The 20,047-nt window shown below is 68.8% G+C and carries 14 protein-coding genes; 7 read left to right on the top strand and 7 right to left on the bottom strand.

What is annotated here, in order from left to right; all coding sequences use genetic code 11:
- Positions 1–436 precede the first annotated feature (436 nt).
- Entirely contained in the window at positions 437–3,571 is a 3,135-nt protein-coding gene (locus VD972_RS10350; RefSeq protein WP_324984657.1) for an ATP-binding protein, read from the bottom strand.
- 204 nt (positions 3,572–3,775) lie between these two features.
- Here VD972_RS10350 and VD972_RS10345 point away from each other — a divergent pair, with 204 nt between their 5' ends.
- From VD972_RS10345 to VD972_RS10335, 3 genes are all read left to right on the top strand, one after another.
- Entirely contained in the window at positions 3,776–4,600 is an 825-nt protein-coding gene (locus tag VD972_RS10345) for a phytanoyl-CoA dioxygenase family protein (RefSeq protein WP_324984655.1), read from the top strand.
- Positions 4,601–4,614: 14 nt separating this feature from the next.
- Entirely contained in the window at positions 4,615–5,523 is a 909-nt protein-coding gene (locus VD972_RS10340; RefSeq protein ID WP_324984653.1) for a DMT family transporter, read from the top strand.
- A gap of 197 nt (positions 5,524–5,720) precedes the next feature.
- Complete coding sequence (locus tag VD972_RS10335; RefSeq protein WP_324984650.1) at positions 5,721–7,931, top strand: ATP-binding protein; 2,211 nt, start codon at positions 5,721–5,723, stop codon at positions 7,929–7,931.
- Between the two features lie 13 nt (positions 7,932–7,944).
- On the opposite strand, the gene VD972_RS10330 is transcribed toward VD972_RS10335, so the two are convergent.
- Positions 7,945–8,130: a hypothetical protein gene (locus VD972_RS10330; protein WP_324984647.1), complete on the bottom strand. Its 186-nt coding sequence runs from the start codon at positions 8,128–8,130 to the stop codon at positions 7,945–7,947.
- Between VD972_RS10330 and VD972_RS10325 the strand changes: the two genes are divergently transcribed.
- Complete coding sequence (locus VD972_RS10325; RefSeq protein ID WP_324984645.1) at positions 8,129–8,752, top strand: GNAT family protein; 624 nt, start codon at positions 8,129–8,131, stop codon at positions 8,750–8,752. The two genes, VD972_RS10330 and VD972_RS10325, sit on opposite strands and share 2 nt — an antisense overlap.
- Before the next feature lie 17 nt (positions 8,753–8,769).
- On the opposite strand, the gene VD972_RS10320 is transcribed toward VD972_RS10325, so the two are convergent.
- Genes VD972_RS10320 through hydA form a run of 5 tightly spaced genes read right to left on the bottom strand, consistent with a single transcriptional unit; the run spans position 8,770 to position 15,341 of the window.
- The gene (locus tag VD972_RS10320; RefSeq protein WP_324984642.1) at positions 8,770–10,242 is read right to left on the bottom strand and encodes an NCS1 family nucleobase:cation symporter-1; all 1,473 of its coding nucleotides are present in this window, start codon (positions 10,240–10,242) and stop codon (positions 8,770–8,772) included.
- Between the two features lie 3 nt (positions 10,243–10,245).
- Entirely contained in the window at positions 10,246–11,634 is a 1,389-nt protein-coding gene (preA, locus tag VD972_RS10315) for an NAD-dependent dihydropyrimidine dehydrogenase subunit PreA (RefSeq protein WP_324984639.1), read from the bottom strand.
- Positions 11,635–11,640: 6 nt separating this feature from the next.
- Complete coding sequence (locus VD972_RS10310) at positions 11,641–12,978, bottom strand: FAD-dependent oxidoreductase (protein ID WP_324984636.1); 1,338 nt, start codon at positions 12,976–12,978, stop codon at positions 11,641–11,643.
- A 38-nt stretch (positions 12,979–13,016) separates the two neighbouring features.
- Positions 13,017–13,892 (bottom strand): nitrilase-related carbon-nitrogen hydrolase, encoded by an 876-nt coding sequence (locus tag VD972_RS10305; RefSeq protein ID WP_324984633.1) that lies wholly within the window; start codon positions 13,890–13,892, stop codon positions 13,017–13,019.
- A gap of 54 nt (positions 13,893–13,946) precedes the next feature.
- The gene (hydA, locus tag VD972_RS10300) at positions 13,947–15,341 is read right to left on the bottom strand and encodes a dihydropyrimidinase (RefSeq protein ID WP_324984631.1); all 1,395 of its coding nucleotides are present in this window, start codon (positions 15,339–15,341) and stop codon (positions 13,947–13,949) included.
- A gap of 242 nt (positions 15,342–15,583) precedes the next feature.
- Between hydA and VD972_RS10295 the strand changes: the two genes are divergently transcribed.
- The 3 genes from VD972_RS10295 (at position 15,584) to VD972_RS10285 (ending at position 20,001) form a co-directional block, all read left to right on the top strand.
- Complete coding sequence (locus tag VD972_RS10295) at positions 15,584–16,897, top strand: hypothetical protein (protein WP_324984628.1); 1,314 nt, start codon at positions 15,584–15,586, stop codon at positions 16,895–16,897.
- A gap of 299 nt (positions 16,898–17,196) precedes the next feature.
- Positions 17,197–18,939 (top strand): peptidoglycan-binding domain-containing protein, encoded by a 1,743-nt coding sequence (locus tag VD972_RS10290; protein ID WP_324984626.1) that lies wholly within the window; start codon positions 17,197–17,199, stop codon positions 18,937–18,939.
- Between the two features lie 105 nt (positions 18,940–19,044).
- A complete protein-coding gene (locus VD972_RS10285; protein ID WP_324984623.1) occupies positions 19,045–20,001 on the top strand; it encodes a hypothetical protein in 957 nt (318 codons plus the stop codon).
- Positions 20,002–20,047 lie beyond the last annotated feature (46 nt).

Below are 20,047 nucleotides of genomic sequence, written 5' to 3'. Positions count from 1 at the left end.
CACCTCAAGGCCACCCAAGCTCTGTGCCTCAATCCACAAGTGGGCTCCGGTCGGACTCGGCCTCCCTGAGCCGGACTGCTTGTCATACAGGTTCGTGCCATGCGGAGGAGGAGGACTCCCACCGGGTGTTCCGTCCACCGGTTGCCGCTCCCCCTCCCAGGGGCACCGCGTCAGGGGTGGGCAGGCCCTCATGCCACGACGATGACTGGGAGCCCCACGCACTCAGGTGTCGCGTGGGTAGTACGCCTTGCGCTGCGCCACTGCGCCTCCCCTGAGCGCCTCCTATTGTGTGAGCCATCTCCGGTGTCACCTCTGGACTGACCAACACCCCCCATGTGCAGGCGGCCTCCGAGAGGCGTTCATCGACTGAGGCATGGGCCGATGGATGCTCCACCGTCTGCCCGTGTGCTTTGGCTCAGCTCCCTCAGCCTCCGCCTCACATGGGGAGCCGAGAGAGCCGCTGCTCCAGGAAGCGCATCGCTCCACGCACGTCCGAAGAGGTCACGCGTCCCGGCGTGCCGCGGAGAGCTTCCACTCGGCACTGTACCGCCTCTCGGGCCTGCCGCGCCTCCTCACTGTCCGCAGGCGCCTCGTCCGCCACCGCCAGATCCACTGCCGCTCGCAGCAGCGTCACGAGGTGGCGCAGCACCGGATCGGCTCGGACCTCGGGCTCCTCCTCCAGCGCCTCAAAGCTCGACAGCGCCGCCGGGAGATCTCCCAGCACGGCCTCCACGGCGGCGCGGTGCGCGGCGAAGCGGAGCGCATGCCACCGCCCCACCTCCTCCAACGAGGAGACCGCCTCCGCCAGCCAGTGCCTCGCCTCCGCCAGATCCCCCAAGGCCAGCTCGGTGCGCCCCAGCTCGCCCATTGCCATGGCCTCCAGGAAGCGTGCGCCGAGCTGCCGCCCCATGCGCACAGCGGCCGTGAGGTGCTCGCGCGACTCCAGCGCCCGTCCCTCTTCGAGCAGCAGGCACCCCAGGTGCAGCCGCGCGAGGGTGTGTCCCGCACGGTCCCCGACGCTGGCGGCTCGGGCCATCGCCCCAGTCACCAGCGCCACCGCCTCACTCACACACCCCATCTCTCCGAGAGCCACGGCGCAGTAGGTAGTGAAGCTCACCTCGAACGTCACGTCCCCCACCGCGCGAAACAGCGCCTGGGCGGCGCGAAGGTGGGGAATGGCCGACGCCGCGCCCGTGCGGGCCTGCTCGAGGAGGCCGAGATTGCCCTGTGTATACGCCTCCAGCCACCGGTCGTCTCCCGAGGGCAGCCGCTGCGCCCGTTGGATGAACTCCCACGCTGCCTCCAGATCTCCCTGGTGGCGCGTCACGATGGACAGATCCACCAGCACCCGCTTCTCCCCCACCCTGTCCCCACTGGCGCTCAGTGCGGCACTGGCCTGCTCTAGATCTCCTCGTGCGGCCTCGAGATGGCCCGCCTCCAGGTGGACACGGCCCCGGACCGCGCGGATCCCTGCCAGCGGCTCGGGTGCACCCTCAAAAGAGCCGGCCAGCTCGATGGCCCGATTGAGCCGGGCGAGCAACAGGCAGAGGGGCCCACGGGTCACGAAGTCTGGCTCCAGCGCCTCGAGCGCCTCCAGCGCCCGCCCCAAGGAGTGTGGCGTGGCGGGCGCCAGGGAGAGCGCACTGTCGCAGGCGGCCAACAAGTTCTCCCGCTCGAGCGCGAGCCGCCGCAGCGCCCCTGCGCTTCCCACTCCGCGAACCCGCTGCCTCAAGCCGCGAGCGAGCGCGAGGTACCATTGCGAGTGCCTCGCCACCACCGCCGCCTCGCCCCCCACCTCCTGGAGCCGGTCGGCGGCGTACTGCCGGATGCTCTCGTACATCCCCAGGCGCAGCTCTCCGCCAGGCCCCTCCGCCTCCAAGGCGCGCAGGAGCGATCGGGCGCGCAGCGACTGGAGCACCTCCCTCACGACCTCGGCACCTCCGGGAAGCTCCAGCACCGCCTCCGCCGCCTCCTGCGTGAAGCCACCGTGGAACACCGAGCACTGGGCCAGCGCGGACCGCTCCGCCGGCGCGAGCAGGTTCCAGGACCAGTCGATCGCTCCGCGCAGCGTGGCCTGCCGCTCCGAGGCCCCCCGCCGCCCGCTGCGCAGCAGCTCGAAGCGGCGTGAGAGCCGCTCCCGGAGCTGTCCCACGCCCAGCACGCCCGTCCGCGCCGCCGCCAGCTCAATGGCCAGGGCGATGCCGTCCAGCCGGCGGACGATGTCCACCACGTGCGGCGCCTCCTCAGCCGTCAGCTCGAAGCGCCCCCGCACCTCCCGCGCCCGCTGGACGAAGAGGCGCACCGCCTCCGAGCGGGCAATCGCCTCCAGCCGCGTCTCCTCCGCGTCCGGCAGGGACAGCGAGCCCAGCTCCAACCGGCGCTCCTCGGGCAGCCCCAGCACCTCCCTCGAGGTGATGAGGAAGCGCGCACGCGGAGCCAGCGCGAGCCACCGCTCGACCAGCCTCGTCCCCAGCCAGGTGGCCTGCTCCAGGTTGTCGAGGATGATCAGCACATCCCCGTAGCCATTCAGCGCGAGCCCCAGGTGCTCCACCGGATCGCGCACCTCCGTCTCGCGCGCCGGGGGTACACCGAGTGCCTGCCACACGGTGTGGCAGAGCGCGTCCTCGGTCCTCGCCTCGGCCAGCTCGCACAGCCACACCCCGCCCTCCCAGGCGCACGACTCCAGCTCCAGCCCGCCGAAGTGGGTGGCGAGCCGCGTCTTCCCCATGCCGCCCGGCCCCAGGAGGGTAACGAGCCGAGTGCCCTCACGGAACCACCGCCGCAGCGTCTCCAGCTCCGTGCTCCGGCCGATGAGATCGGGCTGCGCGGCCGGCACGTTGCCCTGCCGCTCCCGGTGCACCAGCGGAACTCCGAACCGCCGCTCGGAGAGCGAGGCGGGGAGCACCTCCACCAGCGCCAGCGGACTGTCCAGCCCCCGGAGGCGGAACGTCCCCAGCGGGCGCACGGACTGGCCCTGCAGCTCAGTCGAGCCCGCCACCTGGGCCCAGGCCGCTCCGCTCACCAGCACTTGCCCCCCATGGCCCGCGGACGCCACGCGCGCCGCCGCGTTCACCGCGCGGCCCACGTAGTCCACCCGCCCGGTCCGCCCGTCCACGCGGCACTCCGGCTCACCGACATGCACGCCCATGCGAACCCGCAGGCCCCGGTTCAAGAGGCCGCGAGGCCCCACCTCCTCCGCCGCCTCGGGCTGCGAGAGGAGTTCCTGGGGCCAGGGGGCCTCCAGCAGCGCCTCCTGGGCCACCAGGCACCAGCTCACCGCCTGCTGAGGCGAGGAGAACGCGAGCATGAAGGAGCCGCTCTGCGTCTTCACCTCATAGCCGCCACAGCGATCCAGCACCGCCCGCAGCACCGTGTCCTGGATCTCGAGGGCATCCCGCATGGCCAGGGGGCACCGCTCCCAGAGCCTCGTCGCTGCCGGCACGTCGGTGAAGACCAGCGCCACCGTCCCCGAGGGAGGCTCGGGGCTGACCGGGGTGTTCGCCACCCTCGCGAACAGGCCCCGCGGGGCTCCCCGCACGGCCACCGTCTCTCCTGGAAAAACTTCACCCATACCCACGCCCGCTCCCATCACCCCAGGGCCCAAGAAGAGGTATTGCCTGGGGGGCCCACATGCACCTGCGGGAGCCACACCTCGGCTTGAAACTGATCACACTCCGTCACACATCGTGCGCAGGCCGTGGTTTTGCTTGTCTCTGCCCACGCTTGAAGCATCCAGCATTCAACGGATACGGTCCGCCGCGCGCAGGGGGCAAGCATGAGCCGGGCCGATGACTTCGAGCGACAGGGTTTCCTCGTGCTGCCGGGCTTTGCCTCGGCGGCCGCTTGCGATGCGTTGATGACGCGCGCCGAGGAGCTGGTGGCCGGCTTCCAGCCGGAGACGGTCTCCATCTTCACCACCCACGAGCAGACGCGAACCTCGGACGAGTACTTCCTGAGCTCGGGGGACCAGATCCGGTTCTTCTTCGAGGAGAACGCCTTCCGGCCGGATGGCTCGCTGCGCCAGGACAAGGCGCTGTCCATCAACAAGATCGGCCACGCGCTGCACGATCTGGATCCGCTCTTCAACCCGTTCTCCCGCGCGCCCGGGCTGGCGGCCCTGGCCACCGAGCTGGGCTGGAAGCAGCCGCTGCTGCTGCAGTCCATGTACATCTTCAAGCAGCCGCACATCGGCGGCGAGGTGACGAGCCACCAGGACTCGACGTTCCTCTACACCCAGCCGCTCACCTGTCTGGGCTTCTGGTTCGCCCTGGAGGACGCCACCTTGGAGAACGGCTGCCTCTGGGCACTGCCAGGTGGACACGCGCTGGGCCTGAAGAAGCGCTTCGTGCGCACGCCAGGTGGCGGCACCGCCTTCCAGGTGCTGGACCCCACGCCACTGCCCGAGGAGGGCTTCGTGCCTCTGGAGGTGAAGAAGGGCACGCTGGTGGTGCTCCACGGCCTGCTGCCCCACAAGAGCGGCGCCAATACCTCATCGAAGAGCCGCCACGCCTACTCCGTGCACCTCATCGACAGCACCGCCACCTACCCTCGGGACAACTGGCTGCTGCGCTCCCCAAGCATGCCCCCCCGGGGATTCTGACGCCCCGCGTGCCCATGGCCTCCTCCTTGGCTCGCCGCCCCGCGGACACGCTGAAGATCGTCCTCGCGTACTGCATCTGCTTCATCACCTGGGGCTCGACATGGGCCGTAGCGAAGGTGGGGCTGGAGGATCTGCCGCCGCTGCGCTTCGTGGGCATCCGCATGCTGGTAGCCGGGCTGGTGCTGCTGCCGTTCATCCGCACCCAGGCCCGAGCGCAGGGCGCTGGCACCCTGGGGCGCATCGTCGGCCTGGGCACCCTGCAGATCGGCTTCCCCTTTGGGATGATGTTCGTCGGGCAGCAGTGGATTCCCTCGAGCTGGGCCGCGCTGCTCTTCTCCACCTACCCCGTCTGGGTGCTCCTGGTGGGGCGGGCGCTGCTGCCGGACCAGCTCCTGACGCCGCGCAAGCTGTTCGCCGCGGCGCTCGGGCTGGCGGGCGTGGTGGTGCTGCAGCACACGCAGCTCGCCACGCTGGCGCTCTCCAGCCAGGTGCTGCTCGGGTGTCTGCTGATCCTGGGCTCGGCGGGGCTCATCTCCGTGGCCAACGTGCTGGTGAAGCGGCACATGGCCCACGTTCCGCCGCACCTGCTCGTGTGCGTGCAGACGCTGAGCAGCTCCCTGCCGCTGCTGGGGGTGTCCTTCCTGCTGGAGGGAGATGCGCCCGCGCACTGGACACCCCGCGCGGTGTTCGCCCTGCTCTGGCTGGCGCTGCTCGGCACGGTGGTCACCTACCAGCTCCTGTACTGGCTGATTCCGCGGATCTCCCTCTCCGCGCTCGGAGTCCTGGCGCTGCTGGACACGCTGGTGGCGGTGGTGCTGGGCGTGGGGCTGCTGCGTGAGCCGCTCACCGCCTCCTTGATCGTGGGGGGCCTGCTCATCCTCTCCGCCGCAGCCCTCGCCAGCTGGAAGGCGGCCAACGGCTGACCGGGCCACTTCCCCCTCTCGGCTCCCTCCTTGCTCGAGTCCTCCAGCCTCACAGGAAGAGTGAGGCAACTCACACTGTAAGAATGCGCGTTGCGGCCCTCTGAGTCCTGGGGGGACGATGCGCTTCGTGGAGTCCCTCACTCCCGCCCCGAGGACTCCCACATGTACGGACTCTCTCAAGCTCCAGAGCGAGGCCCATGAAAATTCGCCCGCTCCGCTTCTATCTGGCGCTGCTCGCGCTGGGGATCCTGGTGCCCGTCCTGCTGTTCGCGGTGGCCATGGTGGTGCGCTTCACCGGCGCGCAACGCGAGGCCCAGGAGCGGGGGATGCGGGAGACGGCGCGCGCCCTGGCAGTGGCCATCGATCGCGAGCTGGGCCAGTCCCTGCGCGCGCTGGAGGTCCTCACCCACGAGCGATCGCTCCGAGAGGGAGACCTGCGAGCCTTCTATGACACCTGCCAGGACGTGCTGCGTCCGCAGCAGCCGTGGATGACGATCAACCTCCTGGCCCCCTCGGGGAAGACGCTCTTCACCACCGGCAGGCCCTTCGGCAGCGTGCTTCCCGACGCGACGGACCGGCCCTACTTCCGCGCCGTGGTGGACACGGGGAAGCCAGCGGCCTCCGACTTCCTCACCACCCGCGCGCTGGGCCTGCGCACCGTGATGGTGGCAGTGCCCGTCTTCAAGGAGGGGCAGCTGACCGGAGTGCTGACCGCGGCGTATGACGTGCGGCACTTCGACCAGCTCTGGTCCGACCAGCGAGTGCCCCAGGCCTGGGTGGGCGCGGTGGTGGACTCGGAGGGGATCATCCTCTCGCGCAGCCGGGGTGCTTCCCAGTATGTCGGGACGCCGGCCCACCAGCAGTTCCTGGACACCGTCCGCAGCGCTCCCGAGGGGTTCTTTCCCACGGTGACAGTGGATGGGATGGAGGCCTTCACGGCCTATGCCCGCGCCCAGGTGGCGCCCTGGACGGTGGCCTTCTCCGCTCCCCGCTCGACCTTCTCCGCCTCGGTGAACCGCTCGCTGCTGGGGGTGCTCACCGTGGGGCTGGTGTGCTGCCTCATCGCCCTGGGCTGGGCCGCGTGGGTGGGCCGCCGCATCACCCAGCCCCTGCGCGGCCTGGCGCGTGCGGCCACCGACAGCACGGCCTCTCCCGAGGCCTTCGCCCACGCGGGCAGCACGGGCATCTCCGAGCTGGAGGGGCTGCGGACGGCGCTCACGCGTGCCACCTCGCAGGTGGCGGAGCGAGAGGGGGCGCTCAGGGCGCAGATGGACGCGGCGCAGGCAGCGCGCGCCGACGCCGAGGCCGCCAACCGCGCCAAGGATCAGTTCCTCGCCATGCTGGGCCACGAGCTGCGCAACCCGCTGGCTGCCATCACCAGTGGCATCAAGCTCATCGCCATGGTGAAGGATGAGCCGCGCCGCGAGCGCGTCCGGGCGCTGGTGGAGCGGCAGGCCCTGCTCCTGGCCCGCCTGGTGGATGACCTGCTCGACGTCGCGCGCGTCACGAGCGGCCGCATCCTCCTCCAGAAGCACCCGGTGGACCTGGCCGAGAGCGTGCGCCGCGCCATCACCGCGCTCGAGCTCTCCGGGCGCACCCACGCCCATCAGGTGGTGGCCGAGGTCGAGCCGGTGTGGACCGAGGGCGACGAGGGCCGCATCGATCAGATCATCACCAACCTGGTGTCCAACGCCCTCAAGTACACGCCGGCGGGGGGGCGCGTCATCGTCACCACCCGGGCGAGCGGCGAGCAGGCAGTGCTCGAGGTGTCTGACACGGGCGTGGGGCTCTCTCGCGAGGCGCTCGGGCGCGTCTTCGAGCTCTTCTACCAGGTGAGCGAGACGCTGGACCGCGCCCAGGGAGGGCTGGGCATCGGGCTCACGCTCGTGAAACGGCTGGCGGAGCTGCACGGAGGCTCCATCCTCGCGGAGAGCGCAGGGCCTTCGCGCGGCAGCACCTTCACCCTGAGCCTACCCCGGCTGGCAACGGTGGAGCTGACCCGGCCAGCCTGGGCGGCGGCGGCGCTCCCCTCACGGCGCGTGCTGGTGGTGGAGGATCACTCGGACACCCGGGAGGCCGTGCGGGCCCTGCTCGAGGCGGAAGGACACACCGTCTTCGAGGCGGAGGACGGTTGTTCGGGCCTGGAGCGGGCACGCAGCCTGCGGCCCGACGCGATCATCATGGACATCGGCCTGCCAGGACAGGACGGCTACTCGGTGGCCCGTGCGCTGCGCTCCACGGAGGAGGGACGAGGCATGCTCCTGGTCGCGGTGACGGGCTACGGCCAGCAGGAGGACCGGCTCCACGCCCTGCAGGCCGGCTTCGACGAGCACCTGGTGAAGCCCATGGACATTGGCCGGCTGCGGGAGCTGCTCTCGCGCAGGGAGAGCGGGGTCCGCGCCGCCTGACCTTGGAGAGCGCTCAGCGCTTCCGGGCGTTGAGGTCCATGAGCGGCACGGGCGAGGGCTGGCCATCGTCCGGCATCACCCTCTCCACCAGGAACAGCCGGGCCTCCGCTGGCGCGCCCTGGTGGATGTGGCGGAGGAGGGTGTTGGAGTGGGCATCGTGCCTGACCCTTTGCTCCTTCTTGTGTAGAACCCCCCGCATGAGCACTCCTACCGCCCCGCCCCCTGCCTATCTCTTACGAACGCCCCGCCTCATCGTGCGCTGCCTCGAGCCAGGCGACGCGGAGCGCCGCAAGGATGCGCTGGACTCCAGCGGGGACCACCTGGCGGAGCTCTATCCCGAGGGAGTCATGCCCCTGGAGGCCCACGTCGCGCACGTCCGGAGGCTGCGCGGGAGCTTCGATCTGGATCAGGATCGCGGCTACGGGGCCTTCGAGCCGGAGACTGGGAGGATGTTGGGGGAGGCCTTCCTGCTCAAGCGGGCCGGCATCGGTGCGCTCGAGGTGGGCTACTGGCTCCGCCTGGACGCCGTCGGTCACGGCTTCGCGACGGAGATGACCTCGGCGATGGTGAAGACGGCCTTCGAGTTCGACAAGGTGAAGCGCCTGGACCTGATGTGCGCGCCGGAGAACGAGAAGAGCGCGGCAGTCGCGCGCCGGCTGGGGTTCACCTTCGAGGGGCGGCTGCGTGACAGGCAGCTCGCGGCGCACCACCCGCGCAGCGACCTGATGTGCTTCACCCTCCTGGACTCCGAGTACCCGCGGACTCCGGCGAGCCAGCTCCCGCTCGAGGCCTTTGATCTCCTCGGGCGGCGGCTGGCCTGAGCGTCAGAGAGCTGCCGCTACCCTCCCGGCTCGAGCCGGGCCGCGGACCTGGGCGGCGCGGAGAGCGCGGCGAAGGCGTAGTGCAGCGCGCCTGAGAGCAGGAAGCCCACGAACCACGCGTAGGTGTAGAGCGTGCGCCAGAAGCCAGGCACCGAGTCCTTCAGCCCCGGCACGGCCTCGGCCAGGAAGCCCGGCACGTTCACCGCCACGCCGATGGCCAGCGCCAGCATCGCCTTCCAGTTCACCCCGCCGCTGAACTCGTACTGCCCGCCGCGCCGGTACAGATCCTCCACCGACAGCTCGCGGCGGCGCACCAGGAAGTAGTCCGCGACCATGATGCCGGCCACCGGCCCCAGCAGCGCCGAGTAGCCGATGAGCCAGGTGAAGATGTAGCCACCGGAGGACTCGATCAGCTTCCAGGGGAAGATGATCGCGCCGATGACGGCGGTGATGATGCCGCCCATCTTGTAGGAGATCTTCGACGGCGCCAGGTTGGAGAAGTCATTGGCCGGGGAGACGACGTTGGCGGCCAGGTTGGTGGACAGCGTGGCGATGGACAGCGCGGCCATTGCCAGCAGCGTCACCAGGGGACCTCCCACGCGGCCCAACAGCTTCACCGGATCCCAGATCGTCTCCCCGCCGAAGATGATGGGGGTGGCGGAGGTGACAGCCACGCCGATGAAGGAGAAGAGCACCATCGTCCCGGGCAGCCCCAGCGCCTGGCCGACGACCTGGTCCCGCTGGCTGCGCGCGTACCGGGTGAAGTCCGGGATGTTGAGCGACAACGTGGCCCAGAACCCCACCATCGCCGTGAGCCCGGGGACGAAGACGGCCATGAAGGAGCCGGTGTCCGTGAACTTCGACGGCTGGGAGAGGATGGGCCCGAAGCCATCCGCCTTCACCCAGGCCCAACCGAGCAGCGCCAGGCCCACCGCGATGAGGAACGGCGCGGCATACAGCTCCAGGAACTTGATGGACTCGGTGCCCTTGACGATGAAGTAGAGGTTCATCGCCCAGAACACGGCGAACCCGAGGAGCTCACCCGGGTGGATGCCGATGGCCTCCTTCATTCCCGCCGAGGTGAGCGGCCCCTCGAGCCCGGGAGCCATCGCCAGCAGGAGCTGCCACAGCGCCTGCCCACCCAGCCACGCCTGGATGCCGAACCAGCCGCACGCCACCAGGGCGCGCAGCAGCGCGGGGACATTGGCCCCCATGACGCCGAACGAGGCTCGCGCGAACACCGGGAAGGGGATGCCGTACTTGGTGCCCGCGTGCGCGTTGAGCACCATGGGCACCAGGACGATGAGGTTGCCCAGGCCCACGCACAGCAGGGCCTGCCACCAGTTCATCCCCTGATCGATGAGCCCGGAGGCCATCGTGTATGTGGGAATGCACACCGCCATGCCAATCCACAGCGCGGCGAAGTGCTTCATCTCCCAGGTGCGCTTCTCCGGCGGTGTGGCCGCGAGATCCTCGTTCGTCAGCGACATGGTCTAGCGGCTCCTCCCGCGCGCGGCCAGGGTGGCATCCAGCCCGCCGGGCACGAAGTCCGTCCCCTTGGCGACCCGATCGTTCCAGGTCTCGGGGGGCTTGCCCGAGGGCACCTCCTCCATGGTGATGCAGTCCGGCACCGGGCACACCAGCTGGCACAGGTTGCAGCCCACGCACTCCTCCTCGTGCACGAAGGGCACCCGGGCGCCGGGCGTGCCGGCCTGGGCCGTCACCACGCGGTTGGGGATCTCCGTGGGGATGTGCGTGTGGCCGGCCTTGCGAGACTCCTCCTCCGTGCGCCCCGGCAGGTGGATGCACTGGTGCGAGCCATCCATGCAGGCCACGTAGCAGAGCTGGCAGCCAATGCACTTGTCCTCGTTGATCTTCGCCACCAGCTTGTAGGACAGATCCAGATCGCCCCACTCCTGGTACGCGGGCACCGCGCGGCCGCGCAGCTCCATCACGGACTTCATGCCCTTCTCGTCCAGGAAGTTCGAGAGCCCCTCGATCATGTCCTCGACGATGCGGTAGCCGTAGTGCATGACCGCGGTGCACACCTGCACCGAGGTGGAGCCCAGGGCGATGAACTCGGCCGCGTCCTTCCAGTTGGAGACGCCGCCGATGCCCGAGATGGCCAGCTTGCCGACCTGCGGGTGGCGCGTGAGCTGAGACAGCAGGTGGAGGGCGATGGGCTTCACCGCCGGGCCGCAGTAGCCGCCGTTGGTGGAGGCGTTGCCCACGCGAGGCAGGGGCACCATGCGATCCAGATCCACGCCCATGATCGACTTGACGGTGTTGATGAGCGAGAGCGCCGGGATGCCCGCGCGCACCGCCGCCTCACCGGGCTCGAGGATGTCGCCCACATTGGGGGTGAGCTTGACGATGACGGGGACCCGGGCGAACTCCATGGCCCACCGGGAGATCTCCTCCAGCACCTTGGGCTCGGCGCCCACGGCGGAGCCCATGCCGCGCTCGCACATGCCATGGGGACAGCCGAAGTTGAGCTCCAGGAGATCCGCGCCGGTGTCCTCGGCCTTGCGGATGATCTCCTTCCACTCCTCCTTCGTCTCCACCATGAGCGAGGCGATGAGGGTGTGCTTCGGGTAGCGCCGCTTCACCTCGCGCATCTCGCGGAGGTTCACCTCCAACGGACGGTCGGTGATGAGCTCGATGTTGTTGAGCCCCATCAGCCGGGTGTTGCCGTAGTCGATGCCACCGAAGCGGCTCGTCACGTTGACGATGGGGTTGCCCAGCGTCTTCCACACGGCGCCGCCCCAGCCCGCGTCGAAGGCCCGCATCACCTGGTCGCCGGTGTTGGTGGGCGGCGCGGAGGCCAGCCAGAAGGGGTTCGGGCTGCGAACCCCACAGAAATCAATCGACAGATCGGCCATCGCTCTTTACTCCCCTGCCAGGTGCCGCTGGATGTCCAGGACGGCGATCTTCGCTTCCGCCACGGCGTTGACGACTTCCTTCCCACCGTTGACGCAGTCTCCGCCGCTCCACACCTTGGCGTTGCCGGTGCGGTGCGTGGCGGCGTCCACCTTCACCCGGCCGCGAGCGTCCAGCTCCACGCCCGGGAAGGCCTTCGCCACGCCCGTGGCGCGCTCCTGGCCAATGGCCATGGCGACGAGCTCGATGGGGACGACTTCCTCGGTGCCTGGCACGGGCTTGCCGTCGCGCGTGGCGGCAAGCTTCACGGCCACCACCTTGCCGTCCTTGCGGAGGATCTCCACCGGCTGGCGGTTCTCCACCAGCCGCACGCCGTCCAGGCGAGCGCCATCCAGCTCGTGGACATAGCCGCCCATCTCCTTCTCGGAGCGGCGGTACACCATGTCCACCTCCACGCCGAGCAGCGCCAGCTCGTGGGCGATGTCCAGCGCGGTGTTGCCGCCGCCGACGACCATGGCGCGCTTGACGCCCTGGAGCGTCAGCCCCGGCTCCGTCTTGATGCGCTCAATGAGGAGGGTGGCGCCGAGGACGCCCTCTCCCTCCTCGCCGGGGATGTTCAGCCGCGAGTCCGCCCCGAGCCCCAGCCCGAGGAACACGGCGTCATGGGACGCGAGCAGCTCCGAGGTGGCCACCTGGCCCGGCCCCTTCGCCTGCTCCACCACCTCCACACCGGTGCGCAGCTCGATGCGGCCCAGGGAGAGCACCCACTCCATCTCCCGGAGCGCCTCGGGGCTCTTGAGCTTGTACGGGGCAATGCCCAGCGAGTTGAGGCCGCCGGGGATGGCCTTGCGCTCATAGAGGATGCAGGTGTGCCCCTCCAGCGCGAGCATGCCCGCCGCCGCGATGGAGGCCGGGCCGGAGCCCACCAGGGCGATGCGCTTGCCGGTGGGGGGCTTGGCCTTCAAGAGGTCGGGCGTCTTCGCGAGCGTGTTCTCCACCGCGTAGCGCTGCAGCCGGCCGATGTTGATCGGCTCGCGGCCCCAGCCGGTGTAGACGCAGGAGCCCGCGCACAGCACCTCGACCGGACAGACCTGGGCGCAGCTCTGGCCCAGGATGTTGGCGGTGAGGATGGTGCGCGCGGCCCCCCTCACGTTGCCCGTGCCGATCTTCCGGATGAACTCGGGGATGTTGATGGCGGTGGGACACGCCTTGATGCAGGGCGCGTCCGAGCAGTACAGGCAACGGTTGGCCTCGGCCATTGCCTCGCCAAAGTTGTAGAGGGGCTTCTTGTCCTTGAAGCCTTCCTCTGCGCGGCCAGGGGGCAGCTCGAAGCGCTTGGGTTCCATGACTCTCATTGGGGATAGGGACCTCGCTACTCAACTGGCTACGGGAGCTGCTTGACCATGTTCTCGTAGGTCTCCGGCCGGCGGTCGCGGTAGAACTGCCAGGTGCGACGCACCTCCTCGATCAGATCGAGGTTCATCTCCGCGGTGACCAGCTCGTCCTTGTCCTCGCTGCCCACGGCAATCATGTTGCCGCGCGGATCGCAGAAGTAGCTGGTGCCGTAGAACTTGCCGATGTTCCACGGGGCCTCGGTGCCCACGCGGTTGCTGGCGGCGATGAAGTAGCCGTTGGCCACCGCGTGCGCCGGCTGCTCCAGCTTCCACAGGTACTGGGACAGGCCCGCCACCGTGGCCGAGGGGTTGAAGACGATCTCCGCCCCGTTGAGGCCCAGCAGGCGCGCGCCCTCGGGGAAGTGCCTGTCGTAGCAGATGTACACGCCGATGCGGGCGTAGCGCGTCTGGAAGGTGGGGTAGCCCAGGTTGCCCGGCTTGAAGAAGAACTTCTCCCAGAAGCCGTTCGTCTGCGGGATGTGGTTCTTGCGGTACTTGCCCAGGTAGGTGCCGTCCGCGTCCACCACCGCCGCGGTGTTGTAGTAGACGCCCGCCATCTCCCGCTCGTAGATGGGGATGACCATCGCCATCTGGTACTTCTTGGCGTAGACGCTCAGCCGCTCCACCGTGGGGCTGTTGGGGATGGGCTCGGCCAGATCGCACCACTTCGCGTCCTGCGAGGGACAGAAGTAGGGGCCGTTGAAGACCTCCTGCAGACAGAGGATCTGGGTGCCCCGCTTGCCTGCCTCTTCGATGAGGGGCAGGTGCTTCTCGAACATCGCATCGCGGATCGTCTGCACAGATGCCGACGGGTCGTTGATGGGGTTGGACATCTGGATGAGCCCGCCGATGACCTTACGTGCCATGAAATCCTCTGCTGCGACGCTCTGGGTGGGAATGAAAAGGGGTGGGAGTGGGAATCAGCGCAGCAGCGAGCCGTGCGGGGCGCGCTTGATGAACTGCCCGCCGCGCTCCGTCTTCAGCTCGTTCTTCTCGATGATGACGCGCCCGCGCGAGAGCACCGTCTCCGTGAAGCCCTGAACCTGGAAGCCCTCGTAGGCGCTGTAGTCCACGCGCATGTGGTGCGTGTGGGGGTTGTTGATGCTGATGGTCTCCTTGCGCTCCGGATCGAAGATGACGATGTCCGCGTCCGAGCCCACGGCGATGGTGCCCTTCTTCGGGAAGAGCCCGAAGGCCTTGGCGGCCGCCGTGGAGGTCAGCTCCACGAAGCGGTTGAGGCTGATGCGCCCGCCCACCACGCCGCCGTTGTAGACGAGGCTCATCCGGTTCTCCACGCCCGGCGCCCCGTTGGGAATCTTCGTGAAGGAGTCCTTGCCCAGCTCCTTCTGGTCCTTGAAGCAGAACGGGCAGTGGTCCGTGGCGATCGTCTCGAGATCTCTGAACTTCAGGCCCTGCCACAGCACGTCCTGGTTCCACTTCTCGCGCAGGGCGGGCGTCATCACCCACTTGGCGCCCTCGAAGCCCTCGCGCTCGTAGTAGCTCTGGTCCAGGAAGAGATACTGGGGGCACGTCTCGGCCACCACGTCCACGCCGCGCGCCCGGCCGATCTTCACCTGCTCCAGCGCGTCCGAGCTGGACAGGTGGACGATGTAAAGGGGAACCTTGGCCACCTCGGCGATGGCGATGGCGCGGTGCACGCCCTCGGCCTCCATGCGCGTGGGCCGGGTGAGCGCGTGCCACTGGGGCGCCGTCTTCCCGTCCTTCACGGCCCCCTTGATGATCTCGTCGATGACGATGCCGTTCTCGGCGTGCATGCAGATGCGGGTGCCGTTCTCACCCGCCTGCCGGAACGTGCGGTACAGCGTCCCGTCATCCACATAGAGGACACCGGGGTACGCCATGAAGAGCTTGTACGAGGTGATGCCCTCGTCCACCAGCCTGCGCATCTCCGGCAGCCGCTCGTCGGGCATGTCGGTGATGATCATGTGGAAGCCGTAGTCGATCGTGGCCTTGCCGCTGGCCTTGTCGTGCCAGGCGTCCAGCCCCTTCATCGTGGACTCGCCCTTGGACTGGATGGCGAAGTCGATGATGGTGGTGGTGCCACCAAACGCCGCTGCCTTCGTCCCGCTGGCGAAGTCATCCGCCGAGGTGGTGCCGCCAAAGGGCATGTCGAAGTGCGTGTGCGGATCGATGCCGCCTGGGAGGACCAGCCGGTTCGAGGCGTCGATGACCTTGTCCGCCTGGACCTTCAGATCCTTGCCAATGAGGGAGATCTTCTCCCCCTCGATGAACACGTCCGCCATGTAGTCGTCCACGGCGGTGACGATGCGTCCGTTCTTGATGAGGATGCTCATGTGCTCCCCCTATGGGCCGGAGCAGACTCAATACCCTGTAGGTAGATTCCGAGGCAAACACACGACCCGCCGAAACTCGGTGGGTTGGCCCGGGTGAGATCAGCCCCACGCCTCGCTGCTGGCCCCTCGGGCGTGCGCCTCGGCAATTCTTTGACGCAAAGCGTCCAACGAGGGTTCCCCATCCTTGACGCGAGGCAACCATGAGCATGGAGTGCCCTCCCATACATCCATGGGGAGGGTTGATGCACAGACTCAGGTTCCTGGGCCTTCTTGGCTCCGCGCTGTTCCTCGCTGCCTGCGGCTCTGATGGAAGCGGCTCGGAGTGCGCCGAAGAGGGAGGCACCGGCACGCTCCAGGTGAACGTCACCGGGCTGCCAGGCTCCACGGCGGCGGGCGTGTCGGTCCAGGGGCGGGGAGGCACCCAGGCCCTCACCAGCTCGCAGACCCTGACCCTGGCGGCGGGGAGCTACAGCCTCACCACCGAGATCGTCGCGGCGAGCCATCCGCTCGTGAGGACGGCGTACCGTCCAGAGGTCTCCCCCAATCCGGTCTGCGTGAGCGAGGGAAAGACGACCGTGGTCGCGGTCACCTACGCGCCCATCCCCAGCAGCGGAAAGCTGTGGACCAGCAATGGCTCGGGCGGAACGGAGCCCTTGCTGGGGTACGCCGCGGACCTGCTGAGCACCAGCGGGACTCCGCCCGCCACGGTGGCCGCCAAGACTGGGGGTTCGGAGGGCTCCGCGTTCGACCGGGAGGGCAACCTGTGGGTGGTAGGTGGCACGACCGCGGATCCGCCGGTACTCCGGATCCCCGCCGCCTCGTTGGGGACCTCGGGCACGAAGGCCGCGGACATCACCCTGAACGACGGGCCCCTGGAGGGCGGCTTCCCCCGAGCCCGCGCGCTGGCCTTCGACGCGAGCGGGAACCTCTGGGTCTCGGTGGCCTTCAACGACAAGATCGTCCGGTACACCCGGGAGCAGCTCACCACGGGCGGCAGCCCCACGCCCACCGTCGAGATCACAGGCCTGGATGGCCCCTTGGGCCTCGCGTTCGACCCGGCGGGCAACCTGTGGGTCGCCTTCAGTGGTGATGACCGGGTGGCCCGCTACGACGCGAGCCGTCTCACGGCCTCGTCCACTGCGGCCCCGGACCTCCTCATTGAGGGCACGACGCCCCCGCCGGTCATTGGCACCCTCCGCGGGCCCGCGGGCCTGGCGTTCGACAGCGCGGGCAACCTGTGGGTGAACTTCAACGGGACCCTGGCTCGCCTCACGCCAGCGGATCAGCAGGGCTCGGGCACCGTCACCCTCACGCCGTCGGTGATGGTCGGCCTCGCCGTCACCGCGCTCCCGGAGGGGATCGTGTTCGATGAGGCGGGGAACCTCTGGCTCGCCCTCCGGCAGGGAGAGTTCGGCCGCCTGGGTGCGAGCCAGCTCACCAGCTCCGGCGACAAGACACCCGAGGTCATCCTCCGAAGCCCCGATGTCGGCTACACCGGCTGGTTCGCGCTCTACCCTGCCCCCGCCCACCTCCCGCTCTACCACCGCCTCCCGTAGTACCGCCGCCAACGATGGGGGGCCCTAACAGGGGTGCGCCCCGGCGGAGCACTCGGGCCAAACCTGTCTGCTTGTATGACAGGTTGCCCGGGCCGGGCGGAGCGCTCTGGCCCAACCTGTCTGCTTGTATGACAGGTTGCCCGGGCGCTCCCCCGGCACGCGCTCCCGCCTCACCGGCCGTGCTCTGCGTCCGTGTAGGAGAGACGGAAAGGGAGCGGCACACGCAACTCTCAGGCTCTGAGAAACGATACTGATCAGGTAAGAATGTTTCTTATCACCGGAAATCCTGGAGTTCCCTCATGTCGATCAAGAGCGTGAAGCAAAGGGATCAGCTGGGCAGCCAGCTGATGAAGCAGGCCCTCACGGAGGGTGGCCCGCTGGGCGAAGGCGCCCAGAAGCGTGCGGTGGCATTCCTCGAGCGAGCGCTGCAGACCGTCGGCTTCGATCCGGGAACGAAGGACAACAAGTTCACCGCGGAGACGGCGAAGGCGGTGCGTCAGTTCCAGGAGGCGTGGGGCCTCGAGGCAACGGGCCAGCTGGATCAGGGCACGCTCAACAAGCTCGACCACACGCTGCAGCGCGCTCGCAAGCACGGCAGCGGCTGCCCGGACTGCAACCAGAAGGGCTTCCAGGGCGCGATCGGCGTGGGCCAGAAGAACCTGGACGCCTTCGACGCCGAGAAGCGGCTGAAGAAGCTCGGCTACGACACGGGTAAAGTCGACGGCGTCTTTGATCAGAAGACGGCCGAGGCGGTGCGCCAGTTCAAGAAGGACCAGCCGGAGCTCAAGAAGAACAGCGAGTCGAGCCTGGTCGACAAGAAGACGTTCCAGTCGCTCCAGCGGGAGGTGAACGAGCTCCAGCATGCGCCCTACCGCCGCCGGCTGACCGAGGGCCACGCGCAGCACCGCAAGCTCAATGCGGCCACCGCCGAGGCGGCGAAGAAGCAGAACACGGACGGGACGCGCGGCATCGGCCCGGGCTCCTCCAAGCGCGCGGTGGAGAACGTCCAGAAGCACCTGAAGGCGGCGGGCTTCGATCCCCAGCGCACCGACGGCGTGTGGGACGAGCGCACGGCGTCCGCGCTGAAGACGTTCCAGCAGAAGTCCGACCTCAAGGAGACGGGCCGGGTGGGCTCGGGCACGTGGGCGAAGCTGGCGAAGTCCTTCACGCTGGCCAAGGGCAAGACGGATCCCGCCCAGGCGCTGGGTGAGCGCTCCGCGGCGGTGCTGGCGAGCGAGAAGCTGCTGAAGAAGGCAGGCTTCAACCCCGGGAAGGTGGACGGCATCTTCGATCGCGCCACCCAGCGGGCCTCTCGGGCCTTCGAGAAGCGCTTCAAGGGCCTGGGGGATGACGGCCGCATCGGCGAGGGGCAGCTGGAGCGCATGCAGACGGTGGCTCGGGCGAAGCAGAACCCCGGCTCCGGTCCCACGCTGAAGGAGGGCTACCGAGGAACCCCCGTGAAGGCGCTGCAGAAGCGGCTGGATCAGCTCGGCTTCGCCAACGGCGCGAACGATGGCGTCTTCGGCCCGAAGCTCGAGAGCGCGGTGAAGAAGTTCCAGCGTGCGCATGGGCTCCCGGCGGATGGCACGGTCGGCCCGAAGACGTGGCGCATGCTCGGCATCGACGTGAAGGGCAAGGTCCAGAAGCCCGGCTCGGTGGGCGGCGGGAGCGTCACCTCGGGCGGCGGCTGGGGCGGCTCCGAGAAGGTGGCGAACGCGGCCAAGAGCATCGCGGCCTCGATGGGGATTCCGGTCACCAGCCAGAAGCGGAACCTCGCGGACACCATCCGCGTCGGCTCGTCCACGGCGTCCGACCACTACACCGGCAACAAGACGGCGTTCGCGGTGGACTTCGGCGTGGCGGGAGCCCGGGGTGATCAGCTCGCCCGCGCGATTGCCAAGAAGTACGGCATCCCGCAGGGCAACATCGGCACGTTCAACGGCCACAACGTCCGCATCAACGGCGCGAACTACCGGCTGCAGCTGCTCTGGCGTGTGGAGGGCCACTTCGACCACGTCCACCTGGGCATCCGCCGGGCGTAATCCGCCACCCAGGAACATCTCCTGCCGGGGACAAGCAACTTTTCCCCACCTTGTAGGATAATTGAGGCAGTGCGTCATTCTTGAGTCCCTGGCAGGAGCCCTCACGTGACTTCCATCAACCGAAACCAGAGCGCGTTCAGCCCGGCGAGGACCTCTACCGCCAGCCCGGCCGCCGAGTCCAAGTCCTTGAATCCACTGGGGAAGTTGGTGGACCTGGCCAAGGGAGGCCTGGCCGACATCCCGCGCTTCGTGAAGATGGGCCTGGACGTGTTCGAGGCCTCTCACGCGGCGGAGCTCAACCGGCTCTTCGGCGGCGACGCCAAGCCGGACCGCCTGCATGACGGGAAGCTCGTGGGGACGCAGGGCCAGACGTTCCCGCCCGGCACCCCGCTGAGCCAGATCCCGGGCGTCACCCCGAAGGGCAATGCGAACCCCAACGAGACCATCCTCTACGTCAACGGCATCATGACGCCGCTGGACGGGCAGCTGAAGGAGATGCAGTCCATCGCGGACACCTCGGGCGCCAAGGTGGTGGGCATCCACAACTCCACGCAGGGCCTGGCGACGGATCTGGCCCAGTGCGTGACGGACAAGCTGGACAAGGGCACCAACCCCGCCGTGGACACGCTGGCGGACACCGTCTACTCGGAGCTGAAGGCTGGCCGGGACGTGCACCTGATGGGCTACAGCCAGGGCGGCCTCATCACCGCGCGCGCCCTCTTCGACGTGGAGAAGCGCCTGCGCCTCGAGGACGGGATGTCCAAGGCCCAGGTGGAAGGGCTGATGAGCCACCTGAAAGTCGAGACCTTCGGTGCGGCCTCGACGAAGTACCCGGATGGGCCGCAGTACGTGCACTACGTCAACAACGCGGACCCCGTGCCCACGCTCACGGGACTGGGTGGCAGCGTGGATCCGCTCCAGTTCCTGAAGGACGCGGGTAAGGGCGCGGTGGTGCACCGCTTCACGGACGGCAACCTCAACCCCATCAGCAACCACATGCTGGACACCCTCTACATGAAGCACCGGGTGGACTTCGACGAGGCCCGCGCCGGCCACTTCTAGAGTTGAGGGCTTGACCGGGTTTCGCGCCTGCCCGTTTGATCACCCC

The sequence above is a fragment of the Hyalangium sp. genome (assembly GCF_035629615.1).
GTDB lineage: Bacteria > Myxococcota > Myxococcia > Myxococcales > Myxococcaceae > Hyalangium.
This window is presented reverse-complemented; position numbering and strand designations above follow the sequence as displayed.